The organism is Maridesulfovibrio spiralis (SeqCode) (assembly GCF_048571135.1).
GTDB lineage: Bacteria > Desulfobacterota > Desulfovibrionia > Desulfovibrionales > Desulfovibrionaceae > Maridesulfovibrio > Maridesulfovibrio spiralis.
Map to the genome: position 1 here is coordinate 2606856 of NZ_CP182344.1, position 12110 is coordinate 2618965.

A 12110-nucleotide genomic window follows, 5' to 3' on the forward strand; every position below is an offset into this window, starting at 1 on the left:
TGTTTTCCAAAAAAACGGCCGGAAGGGTGGGAAGTCCCTTCCGGCCGTCAGGTCCGGCTGAGGTGGTCACCGGACTTGGGGTGGGCCGGGCTTGTCTGCCGAAGATAAGCCCGGCCAGCTGTACACTAATTGGGGTTAGAGTGATTTTGCTTTAAGAGTTATGTGGATTAAAGTGATTCTTCACCTGTTCTGATTCTGATGGTTCTGTTCAGGTCCTGTACGAAGATTACTCCGTCGCCTTCCTTGCCTGTCTGTGCTCCGGTTTTAATTGCTTCCAGTGCTGATTCTACTTTGTCTTCGTCCAATCCTATCTCGATGCGGATTTTTTTGAGCAGGTTAACTTCCATAACGACACCGCGGTATGTTTCTGTGAATCCCGCGCCCCTGCCGGAGCCGAGAATGTTTGTTACCGACATGGTGTAGATTCCTTTGGCATAGAGGGCCTGCTTTACCGGGGTAAGGCATTCGGGCCTGATATATGTGATGATGAGTTTCATTGTTTTATTCCTCTCTTTGTGGTGGTTCGATTATTCGTTGGAGAAGATCTGGAAGCCGTTGTAGGACTCCATGCCGTGTTCTGCTATGTCGAGGCCCTTCATTTCTTCTTCAGCGGAAACCCTGATGCCCATGATTGCCTTGGCAATGTTGAAAGCGAGATAACCCATGCCGAATGCCCAGATGAAGCAGACTGCGATGCCGATAAGCTGGGGGGTAACGAGTGCGAAACCGCCGCCGTAGAAGAGGCCGCCTGCGCCGTCGTTAAGAGCGGGAGCGGTGAACAGTCCGCAAGCCAGGGTTCCCCATGCTCCGCAGACACCGTGTACGGAAACCGCACCAACCGGATCGTCGATTTTGAGAACCTTATCAATGAACTCGATGGAGAGTACTACCAGCACACCCGCGATGAGACCGATGAGCAGGGAGGCTGCCGGGGTTACAGTTGCACAGGGAGCTGTGATACCGACCAGCCCTGCCAGCGCACCGTTACAGGTCATGGAGATATCCGGTTTGCCGTATTTGAACCATGAGGTGAACATTGCACCAAGGGTTCCTGCACAGGCGGAGAGGCTTGTGGTTACTGCGATGAGACCGATGGAACCATCTGCAGTGGTGGTGGAGCCGGGGTTGAAACCGAACCAGCCGAACCAGAGGATGAATACGCCAAGTGATGCCAGAGGAATGTTGTGACCGGGGATAGCTTTTGCTTTGCCGTCCGCAGTGTACTTGCCGATACGGGGTCCGAGTACCATGGCACCGGCCAGAGCGATCCAGCCACCCACGGAGTGAACTACGGTAGAGCCTGCGAAATCCATGAATCCTATGCCTTCAAGCCAGCCGGCTCCGGCGTCGCCCAGCCAGAGAGATCCCCATGCCCAGTGTCCGGAGATAGGATAAATAAGTCCGGTTACAATAGCGGTTACGAGGATATAGCTGCTGAATTTAGTACGTTCAGCAATACCACCGGATACGATAGTTGCCGCAGTTGCTGCGAATACAGACTGGAAGAACCAGAATGTCAGGGTCCACTGTGAATCAGGGTCGGTCAGGCCGGTACCGGCGAGGCCGAAGCCGGAGCTTCCGACAAAACCGCCTGCATCAATACCGAACATGAGGCCGAATCCAAAAAGGAAAAAGATTACTGATCCGGCGGAAAAATCGAGAAAGTTTTTCATCAGGATGTTACCGGCACTCTTTGCGCGGGTGAATCCTGCTTCAACACATGCGAAACCTGCCTGCATAAAAAAAACAAGAATACCGGCAAGAAGGGTCCAGAGAATGTTACCGTGGGTCTGGGACATTGCTTCTTCTGCCGCGAATGCTGCGGAAGGTGCTGCCAGGAGCATGAGAGTTGCGAGAGCCGTGGTTTTGCGGCCTACCATTGAACGTTTAATAGTCATACAGTCCTCCTTAGGGATGTTGATTGCTTCAAGGATGTTTTTCTTAAAGCATGGACTGTGCCAAGTCTGTAATGTCTTGTAATGATTGATTAAATTATGGGTTAATCCAGAATATACGGTTACAAAAATGTATTTTTGAACGTTTTTGTTCTATTTGATCGTATGTAAAATTACAAAAAGGTAAACTTGTTGGTTTTGAGTATCGTGGGCGGTGGGTAAAAATTACAAATGGCGTTCATAATATTAATGATGGTAAAAAAATAAATAAAGTTGTTGACAATTTTTTCAGGACCCGGTTAAGTAACACCCATGCAGACTTTCAACACCCTAGGCACTGGCCTCTCTTACTTTTTTTACTTTTTTTATTTTTGGTGCACCCACGCTTGTGGTCGGGTGGAGGTTTGCTTGTACAAAAAGTAAGAAGAGAAGACATAGCAAACGACCTCTACGAAAGGGCCGCAGGCGAAGAATCGCCGGCGGCCCTTTTTTTTTAAGCACGGGTCGCCAAAGGGAAGCGGATCTTGGAGAACTTAGAGGCAAACTTCAGGAGAAATTAAAATGCAGATTGGTAAAAGTGTAAGAATGGAGCGGATAGTAAACCGTAATACAGGCCGGACCATCGTTGTTCCCATGGACCACGGTATCAGTGTCGGACCTCTCAAAGGACTGCGTTCCATGCGCCGGGCAGTTAACGATATGGTCAAAGGCGGAGCCAACGCCGTGCTGATGCACAAAGGACTGGTTCGCTGCTCCCACCGCGAAGAGGGTGGAGACGTAGGGCTTATCGTTCATCTTTCCGCATCCACCTGTCTTTCCCCCCTGCCTAACAAGAAAACACTGGTCGGTACTGTTGAAGACGCGCTTCGTCTTGGCGCTGATGCTGTTTCCGTTCACGTAAACCTCGGTGATGAGGCCGAAGCGCAGATGCTTTCCGATCTCGGAGAAGTTGCTTCCGCAGCCACCAACTGGGGGGTTCCGGTTCTGGCTATGGTTTACGCCCGCGGCCCGAAAATCAAAGACGAATTCGATCCTGAAGTTGTTGCCCATTGCGCCCGCGCAGGTGAAGAACTGGGAGCAGATATCGTAAAAGTTCCTTACACCGGCGACATGGAAACTTTTAAAGACGTGGTTGAAGGTTGCTGTATCCCGGTCGTAATTGCCGGTGGTCCCAAGCTTGATTCCACCCGCGATTTCCTGCAGATGGTTTCCGATTCCATCGAAGCCGGGGGTGCCGGACTTTCTGTTGGCCGTAATGTTTTCCAGCATGAAAATCGCGTTAAGCTGATGGAAGCATTGCACATGGTTGTTCACGAAGACGAAACTGTAGATAACGCTCTCGCACACATTGGCGAATAGTTGCCGGTGTTAGGTTGAAATTCAGGAATACAAAAATGAAAAAAATTATTTTTAAAGCTATCCCCTTCGAGAAGAATCTCGTCAGCCTCGCTCTGGAGTCCGGTGTGGACGCGATACTGACTTCCCCGGAAGACAAGGAGACCATCGAATCTCTTGGCCGGGTAAATGTAATTACTCCCGATGACATGCCTTGTGTTGCCATCACCGAGAAAGCGGATGAAGCTGTGGCGGTGGATCTGGACAGAAAAGGTAAAGATGTCTGCCTTGCAGCAGGCTGGGAGATTATCCCGGTTGAAAACCTGCTTGCCCAGATTGACGCCCTCGCCCTTGAAGCTGAATCTCTCGAACGCGCAAGACTTGCTGCTTCCGTTATGGAGCGTGGAGCTGACGCCATCGTAGTCACACCCGAAGGTGCTGCCGATCTTAAACAGATAGTAGCCGAACTGAAACTCTCGCAGGGTAAGATGGAATTACAAAAAGCAACAATCACCAAAATTGAATCTGCCGGACTGGCCCACCGCGTCTGCGTGGATACCACTTCCAAGCTCAAGAAAGGGCAGGGTATTCTGACCGGAAATTCTTCCGCCTTCACCTTTCTCGTACATGCTGAAACCGAATCCAACCCCTATGTTGCAGCCCGTCCTTTCCGGGTTAATGCCGGGGCTGTCCATGCTTACGCGCTTCTGCCCGGTGATAAAACCACCTATCTCGAAGAACTGCGTTCCGGTTCCGAGGTGCTGGTTGTGGACAAGGACGGAAATACTTCTGTTGCCGTAGTAGGGCGCAGTAAGCTTGAAGTCCGCCCCATGCTGCTGATCAGCGCTGAGGTTGAAACTCCTGAAGGTCCGGTTGCCGGCAAGGTTTTTCTCCAGAATGCGGAAACCATTCGTGTAGTCAGCGGTGACGGCGAGCCTGTAAGTGTGGTAACACTGAAAGAAGGCGACCAGATTCTTTGCCGCATTGATGATGCAGGACGTCATTTCGGAATGCGTATCAAAGAAGAAATTTCAGAGGATTAATAAAAAAATGTCACAGTCCAGCAAAAAAAATCTTGGCGATCTGCGTGTGGAAATCGATTCACTCGACAGTGAAATTCTAGAGCTTCTCAATAAGCGTGCCGCTGCGTCTCTTGCGGTTGGAGCTATCAAGGCCGGATCATCTGACCAGATTTTTAAGCCTTTCCGGGAGCAGGAAGTATTGCGTGGTCTCATTGAGCGCAACCCCGGAACTCTCCCCCCCGAGCACCTTGAAGCAATTTATCGCGAAATTATTTCTTCTTCCCGCAGGCTGCAGAGGCCTGAGCGCGTGGTCTATCTAGGCCCCGAAGGGACATTTTCATATTTTGCCGGATTACAGCACATGGGACGTCAGGCTGATCTGCTTCCCAAAAACAATTTTGAAGATATTTTTGTTGCCGTTTCCAAGGGCGAAGCCGACCTCGGCATCATCCCCCTTGAAAATTCGCTCAAGGGAACGGTAGGACAGAATGTTGATCTGTTCATGCGTTACCCGGTGTTCATTCAGTCCGAGCTGTACCACCGTATCAGCCACGGACTGATGACCAAGGGTGCCGACATCAGCGAGATCAAAACTGTCTACTCTCACTCCAAGGCACTAGAGCAATGCACCGGATGGCTTCGGGCCAACATGCCCGGTGCAGAGCTCGTGTCTGTTGAGTCCACTGCCAAGGCCGCGCAGATGGTTTCCGAAAGCGATGAATCTGTAGCAGCCGTAGGCCACGTAAAGCTGGCGAACCTTTTCGGATTGCATGTCACCGCAGAAGCGATTGAAGACCTGCCGGATAACTGGACCCGCTTTCTGATCATCGGACCCAAACCAGGTCAGGAAGATAAGCGCGATAAAACTTCGCTGCTTTTCACTACCCCGGACAGACCCGGTGCACTGGTTGAGGTCCTCAACGAGCTTTCCGGTCATGACATAAACATGACCAAGCTTGAGTCGCGGCCCGCACTTGGTGAAAAGTGGAAGTACATGTTTTTTGTTGATTTGCAGGGTGATCTCGGAGCTGAAGAACACGCTTCACTTATCGAAGATCTCAAAGCGCGCTGCCTGACTTTCAAGATTCTGGGCTGCTACCCGGCAGGAGCACAGGAAGGCAGTAAAATTTAAGAATCCCAAAAACTTTTAATAGGGCTTCGCCACTTTCAATAAATATTTTTCTACTAGGCTTCATTAGCCGGGAATATATAAAATGACTTCTGATAACGTAATTGTAGTTAAAGCTCCGTCTTCAAAGTCCCTGTCCCACAGGGCCTTGATTGCCGGGGCATTGTCCGAAGGCTCTACTGTTGTCCTTGATCCGCTGGATAGTAACGACATCAACCGGACCATGGATTGTCTGGCCACCATGGGCGCGCAGTTCAATATTGATGGAACTGCCACCACCGTGACCGGAATGGATGGCGGCCCCCGTGGCGGAGTTAAAGAACCTGCCGTTCTGGAGATGCGTGATTCCGGCACAACCTGCCGTTTGATAACCGCTCTGGCCGGAGCTGGGAAGGGACTTTTCCGGGTGCAGGGAACCCCACGCATGCATGACCGTCCCATCGGTGCTTTGACCAGCGCACTGGAATCTCAGGGAACCAAGGTTACTTTTTCCGACAAGCAGGGGTATCCCCCGGTGACTCTGGAAGCGAGGGGATTTAAAGGTAAAGAGATGAACATTTCTCTTGAGGAGTCCAGCCAATACCTTTCCGGCTTACTGCTCGGTGCTCCTCTGGCCGGCGAGACAACTATCATTAATATAGTTGGTAAAAAAGCGGTGTCATGGCCTTATGTTGCACTGACCCTGAATGTGATGGAAGACTTTAGGGTTAAGTTTGAGGTCCAGAGAAAGCAGAATGGTGTGTGGACCAAGACCGACTGGAGAAAAGTCGAAAAGGTTGAGCCCGGTGAAATCCGTTTCGTGGTCGAGCCTTCCAAATTCGAGCGTGATGAATACCGCGTTGAAGGCGACTGGTCCAATGCTTCATATTTTCTTGCTGCCGGGGCGGTAGGTCACAAACCTGTTAAGATTGATGGAATGTCCGTAAAATCACTTCAAGGTGATCGCGCAATCATGTACATTCTTGAATCCATGGGTGCGAAGATCGAGAGTGATGATCACAGTGTGACTGTCTACCCCTCACAGCTTCACGGTGTTGAAGTGGACATGGGCAAATGTCCCGATCTCGTTCCTACTGTGGCTGTGGTTGCCGCTTTTGCGGACAGCCCGACCACCATCACCAATGTGGCCCACCTGCGCATCAAGGAATGTGACCGTCTCGAAGCCAGTGCTGCCGAAGTTATGCGTGCCGGCGGCAAGGCCGAGATTACCGATGATTCCATCACCATCATTCCGGCCCCGCTCAAAAAAGGCGAACGCATTGTTTTCAAAACCTACGATGATCACCGCTTAGCCATGTGTACCGCGATTTTTGCCATGGCGGGTATCGAATCAATCCCCGAAGAACCCGGTTGTGTTGCAAAATCCTTCCCCGGATTCTGGGATGAATGGGAAAAAGTCAAAAAAGGAAATGGTTGTTAGTCATGGAGTGCGAGTTTGAGAAAATTCATAGCGTAGCCGTCATCGGGTCCCGTGGACAGATGGGTGGTTTCCTCGCGCTCACTGCCGAACGGGCGGGAATGATGGTCTACCGCTTTGATACCCCGCTCGATCAGGAGAAGATGGCGCGCCGCCTACCCGATACCGATCTGGTTATCCTGTGCATTCCGGTAACGGTAATGGACGAGGTGCTGCCCATCGTTATCCCGCATATGCGCAAAGGTGCCATTCTTTCTGATGTCGGCTCGGTCAAGGGACGTCCGGTGCAGCAGATGCTGCGCGCATACGATGGACCTGTCGTAGGCACACATCCTTTGTTCGGACCGGTTATTCCCACTGATTTCGACCCCACAGTGGCTCTTGTTGCCGAGCGCGAAGAAGACCGTCCGGCATTGCTGGCAGTAAAGGATTTCTTCGAGCGGCTCAATTTCGGCGCGTTCGAATCTTCCATAGAAGAGCACGACAAGGCCATGGCAATGATTCAGGCCCTGAACTTCAGTTCCACAATTGCATTTCTGGCCTGTTCACGGGAAATTCCCAATATCAAAAAATTCGTAACCCCTTCTTTTAAGCGCAGACTGGAATCAGCGCGTAAGATGGTTACTCAGGACAGCGATCTCTTCGGCACTATTACTGATGCCAATCAGTACAGTCAGGAAGCTACCCGTCTGTTCCGTTCTTTTCTCTCCCTTGCAGCCGCTGGCGACATGGATCTGCTTGCAGACCGTGCTTCTTGGTGGTGGCGTGAAAACAGTTCCTAGGGAGAAGTGCATCTGAAATTCAAAGGCCGCGTTCTCCCGAACGCGGCCTTTTTTTTATATCTAAAATTGGTGTGAGTAGTTACAATAATGGATAAACGGAGATTTTTAAAATGAAGATTGAACTTACCCAGTATGGCAAATGGTTGCCTGCTGATACGCAGACTCCGATCAGCCTGTATTTAGGCTTGGTTGGCGATGCGCCGGGGATTTTACTGGAAAGTGCCGAGGTTGACGGGCGACTTGGACGTTACAGTCTTATCGCCTGGGATTTCAGGCTTAAGCTTTCACCGGTAAACGGAAAGCTGTCCGTTGAGTGTGCGGATTCAAGGCTGGCCGGGCTGGCGACTTATTCGGGCATGGATTTTCTGGACGGTATGCGCGCGGTCATGAAAGCACTGCATTTGAACCCCCAGCCGGAAGTAGGAGAACTTCCTGCTTTGACCCGTGGTCTTTACGGAACACTGGGGTACGGAATTGCCGGGATGCTGGAACCTAAGCTGAAAGACAAGCTGCCCGCAGAAGATGCGGAAGTACGACTGGCCCTGCCGGGTAAGGTTGTTCTTTTCGATCACCTAAAACACAGCTGTTGTTTTTTATCTATAGATAAAGAGGCCGAGGTTGAGTTTACACCTCCGGTGTTCGGTGCGACCTGCGAACCGACCAAGGTCGGCGATCCGGTGGCTGTCCCGGGGCGGGAAAAATATAAGAAAGGTGTTGAAAGAGTTAAAGAATTGATTGCTGAAGGCGAGTGCATTCAGGTGGTTCTCTCTACCCGTTTTTCCGCACCGTTCAGCGGCAACTCCTTTGATCTTTACCGCAGGCTGCGGCAGGCAAACCCCTCGCCGTTCATGTTTTATATGAAGTTCAGCCGCGAGGAGATATTGCTTGGTTCTTCCCCTGAAGTCATGGCCCGTTGTGAGAAGGGCAGGCTTGAAGTCCGGCCTATCGCCGGGACCCGTCCGCGCGGGAAAGATGCCGCCGGGGACCGGAAGTATGCTGAAGAACTGCTCGCCGATCCCAAAGAAATAGCCGAACACGTCATGCTGGTCGACCTTGGGCGCAACGATCTTGGACGTATCGCCAAGCCCGGAACGGTGACTGTCGAAAAGTTCAAGCAGATTGAATACTTCAGCCATGTCATGCACATCACTTCCTATGTGGAAGCTGATTTGCGTGATGATCATGATGCCATTGACGTACTGCAGTCAACATTCCCTGCCGGAACCCTTTCCGGTGCTCCGAAAATCCGTGCTATGGAAATCATTTCCGAAATCGAAGAAGTTCCGCGCGGTCCTTACGGCGGCTGTATCGGGTTTATCGGACTGGATAAGGATTCCGTGAACCTTGATACCGGTATCACCATCCGTTCCATGTGGATTCGCGACGGCAAGTGCCATTGGCAGGCCGGGGCCGGAATCGTTTATGATTCCGATCCTGAAATGGAATGGAAGGAATGCAATAACAAGGCAAGGGTACTTAAGGAAATTCTGCAGTCGGAGGGTGGTGATGTTTTTACTCGTGGATAATTTTGATTCGTTTACCTTCAATCTGGTTCAGGCTTTCCAGCAGCTGGGAGCTGATCCGCTGGTGCTGCGTAATGACCGCGAGGAAATCCTTGAGCTGGCCGAGTCCGGTAAGCTGGAGCGGGTCTGTCTTTCACCCGGTCCCAGCAATCCGGAAAATGCAGGGCTTTCCCTTGAGTTCCTTTCCCGGTTGCCCAGGGAAATCCCGGTTCTCGGCGTTTGCCTCGGCCACCAGACCTTAGGCCACTTTGCCGGGGCATCCGTGGTTCGCGCCGGACGCATCATGCACGGCAAGACTTCCGATGTTTTCCACAACAATGACGGCATCTTCAGCGGACTGGATAACCCTTTCAATGTCTGCCGTTACCATTCACTGGTCGTAAATGTGGATGAAGCACCGGATAAGCTGGAGCTGACCGCATGGACTGAACAGAAAGAAGTCATGGGGCTGCGTTACAAAGACCGCCCGTGGACAGGGTTGCAGTTCCACCCGGAATCCATTTTGACCCCGGATGGCCCCAAGCTTTTGAAGAACTTCCTGGACGGAAATATTTAGCCACTATCATTATATATAGAAGGAAATAAAAATGTCACAGATAATAAATGAAGCACTGACAGCTCTGAGCGTAGGGCAGGACCTGACCACGGAACAGGCGGACGGCGTATTCGAAGAACTCTTTTCCGGTGAAATGACCAACGCACAGGCCGGAGCACTGCTTATGGGCTTGAGAGCCAAGGGAGAGAAAGCGGTTGAAGTTGCTGCCGGTGTGCGCGCTGCCCTGCGTGAAGCCAAGCTGGTCAAGGGTATTAACAGTCCCTGTATCGATACCGTCGGTACCGGCGGTGATGGTTCCAACAGTTTTAATTGTTCGACAGCTGTCTCACTTTACCTTGCAGACATGGGCTACCTTGTCACCAAGCACGGCAACAGGGCGGTTTCTTCTACTTGCGGCAGTGCTGACGTGCTGGAAGCTATGGGGATTTCTTTGGATGTTTCGGTGAACGAAGCACGTGATGTGTTGATCCGGGATAAATTTGTGTTTCTGTTTGCCCCCAATTACCACCCGGCATTCGCAAAAATAGCTCCCATCCGTAAAGAACTGGGAATCCCGACCCTTTTCAACCTCATGGGTCCCCTGCTGAACCCCGTTCGTCCCACTCACCAGATAGTAGGCGTGGGCCGACCGGAGATATTGCGGCTTATGGCTGAAGTTCTGGTGTTAAGCAATGTGGAGAAGGCTTACGTGGTTCACGGTGCAGGCAATTTTGACGAGCTGACTCCTTTCGGAATCAATGATGCCATTCTGGTGGAAGACGGCAAGCTGACAGAAGTTAAGATTGATCCTGCGGAATACGGATTCGAGCTTTCCAAGCCGGAAGAAGTGGCGGTAAAAGACCGGGATGAAGCATTGGCGGCTATGCGTAAAGTTCTGTCCGGCAAGGCTCCGCAGCCTATGCTGGACATGGTTGCCATTAACCTCGGCGCGGCAATATCTATTCTGGACGGCGTATCTCTGGCAGAAGGCGTGGAAAAGGCCAAGGCCAAAGTCGCTAAAGGCGTGGATAAGGAATACTAGGCCATGCTGGATAAATTCAGAAAAGCGAAACAGGCCGAGCTGGATATGCTCGTGCAGATGCAGAGCGAAGGGAAAAAGTTTACTCCCTATGCCGGGGGACGTTCTTCCTTTGCCGCTGCCATCCGCCGGGATGAGTCCGGGCTGAAAGTTATTGCCGAGTACAAGCGTGCTTCCCCGTCCAAGGGAGATATCAACCTTGGCTTAAGTGCCGGAGATGTTGCCCGAATGTATGCCGCTGGGGGGGCTTCGGCTATTTCCGTGCTTACCGAGGAAGAGTACTTCAAGGGCAATCTGGTTTACCTTGATGAAATCAAACCCAGCGGACTGCCCATGTTGCGCAAGGATTTCTTAACCGATCTGATGCAGGTTGAGCAGACTCTTGCAACTCCGGCTTCGGCTCTGCTGGTAATCGTGCGCATGTTTGAAGATGACGGTTACCTTAAAGAGATGATCGCGCAGACCCATGCAGCCGGATTGGACGCGGTGGTTGAAGCATTTGATGAAATTGATCTCGCACGGGCCAAGAAAGCCGGGGCGAAGATCATCCAGATCAACAACCGCGATCTGGATACTCTGGGTATCGACATGAACCGTTCAGTTGAATTCATCAGGCAGAAAGAAGACGGTGAAATCTGGATTTGCGCCAGCGGAATCAGTGAGCCTGAGGATTGCGCTCAGATGAATGAACTCGGCTATGACACCGTGCTCATCGGTACATCGATCATGTCCAGCCCGGACCCGCAGGCCAAGTTGGCCGCGCTGGTTGCCGGGGGACAGTCATGAGTCTGTTGGTTAAGGTCTGCGGGATGACTTCCGCAGAAGACGCAGCCATGTGTGAAGAACTGGGTGCGGATTTTCTGGGATTCATTTTCCATCCTTCCAGCCCGCGTAACGTGGATGCGGCTTTTGCCCGCTCCATTAAAACCGGTGGGGCAAAAAAAGTCGGTGTCTTTGTGAAGCAGAGCGCGGCCGAAGTGATCGAAATTCTCAAAAACGGGAATCTCGACTTTGCCCAACTGCACGGAGGGCAGAATGAAGAATTCTGCAAGGCCGTAGGCAAAGAACGGGTCATAAAAGTTATCTGGCCCCAGAAATACGACTCGGTAAAAGAGTTTCAGGCCGACATCGACCGCTTCGCACCTTATTGCAGCTACATGCTTTTTGATGCCGGAAAATCCGGCGGCGGTCATGGACAGTCTATGGAATTCGAGGTCTTTAAAGATGTGACGATTCCGGGTCCGTGGCTTTTGGCGGGTGGCCTCTCCGCCGATAATTTAAAAGAGGCATTGTCCGAAGCCAAGCCGGGCGGGGTTGACCTGAACTCCGGCGTGGAATCGGCTCCCGGTAAAAAAGATGAGAATAAACTGGTTGCGGCTTTCGAAGCCATAGCCCGGTAAAATAAAAATTAACGTATGTCTCCGGCTTTAGCC

General features: G+C 51.6%; 12 protein-coding genes. 10 read left to right on the forward strand and 2 right to left on the reverse strand.

All coding sequences use genetic code 11. The annotated features are described in order from the left end of the window. Positions 1-167 precede the first annotated feature (167 nt). Positions 168-497 carry a P-II family nitrogen regulator gene (locus ACNI29_RS11765; protein ID WP_419778562.1) on the reverse strand — a complete coding sequence of 110 codons (330 nt, stop codon included), beginning with the start codon at positions 495-497 and terminating at the stop codon, positions 168-170. A 30-nt stretch (positions 498-527) separates the two neighbouring features. Further along, positions 528-1898: an ammonium transporter gene (locus ACNI29_RS11770; RefSeq protein WP_419778563.1), complete on the reverse strand. Its 1371-nt coding sequence runs from the start codon at positions 1896-1898 to the stop codon at positions 528-530. 558 nt (positions 1899-2456) lie between these two features. Here ACNI29_RS11770 and ACNI29_RS11775 point away from each other — a divergent pair. The 10 genes from ACNI29_RS11775 to ACNI29_RS11820 all read left to right on the forward strand — a co-directional run bounded on the left by ACNI29_RS11775 (position 2457) and on the right by ACNI29_RS11820 (position 12077). Then, positions 2457-3254, forward strand: coding sequence for a 2-amino-3,7-dideoxy-D-threo-hept-6-ulosonate synthase (locus tag ACNI29_RS11775; RefSeq protein WP_419778564.1), 798 nt, complete (start codon positions 2457-2459; stop codon positions 3252-3254). 35 nt (positions 3255-3289) lie between these two features. Continuing rightward, a complete protein-coding gene (locus ACNI29_RS11780) occupies positions 3290-4273 on the forward strand; it encodes a 3-dehydroquinate synthase II family protein (RefSeq protein WP_419778565.1) in 984 nt (327 codons plus the stop codon). 7 nt (positions 4274-4280) lie between these two features. Next, entirely contained in the window at positions 4281-5384 is a 1104-nt protein-coding gene (pheA, locus tag ACNI29_RS11785; RefSeq protein WP_419778566.1) for a prephenate dehydratase, read from the forward strand. Between the two features lie 82 nt (positions 5385-5466). Then, the gene (gene aroA / locus ACNI29_RS11790; protein ID WP_419778567.1) at positions 5467-6801 is read left to right on the forward strand and encodes a 3-phosphoshikimate 1-carboxyvinyltransferase; all 1335 of its coding nucleotides are present in this window, start codon (positions 5467-5469) and stop codon (positions 6799-6801) included. Between the two features lie 2 nt (positions 6802-6803). Then, positions 6804-7580, forward strand: a complete 777-nt coding sequence (locus ACNI29_RS11795; RefSeq protein WP_419778568.1) for a prephenate dehydrogenase/arogenate dehydrogenase family protein — start codon at positions 6804-6806, stop codon at positions 7578-7580. Between the two features lie 110 nt (positions 7581-7690). Further along, the gene (locus tag ACNI29_RS11800) at positions 7691-9106 is read left to right on the forward strand and encodes an anthranilate synthase component I family protein (RefSeq protein ID WP_419778569.1); all 1416 of its coding nucleotides are present in this window, start codon (positions 7691-7693) and stop codon (positions 9104-9106) included. Beyond that, on the forward strand, positions 9087-9659 hold the full coding sequence (locus ACNI29_RS11805; protein WP_419778570.1) for an anthranilate synthase component II: 573 nt from the start codon (positions 9087-9089) through the stop codon (positions 9657-9659). The genes ACNI29_RS11800 and ACNI29_RS11805 overlap by 20 nt, the downstream gene beginning before the upstream one ends. Before the next feature lie 31 nt (positions 9660-9690). Further along, a complete protein-coding gene (gene trpD, locus ACNI29_RS11810; protein ID WP_419778571.1) occupies positions 9691-10680 on the forward strand; it encodes an anthranilate phosphoribosyltransferase in 990 nt (329 codons plus the stop codon). A 3-nt stretch (positions 10681-10683) separates the two neighbouring features. Further along, a complete protein-coding gene (locus tag ACNI29_RS11815) occupies positions 10684-11463 on the forward strand; it encodes an indole-3-glycerol-phosphate synthase (RefSeq protein ID WP_419778572.1) in 780 nt (259 codons plus the stop codon). Continuing rightward, positions 11460-12077, forward strand: a complete 618-nt coding sequence (locus ACNI29_RS11820) for a phosphoribosylanthranilate isomerase (protein WP_419778573.1) — start codon at positions 11460-11462, stop codon at positions 12075-12077. The genes ACNI29_RS11815 and ACNI29_RS11820 overlap by 4 nt, the downstream gene beginning before the upstream one ends. The last annotated feature ends 33 nt before the right edge of the window (positions 12078-12110 follow it).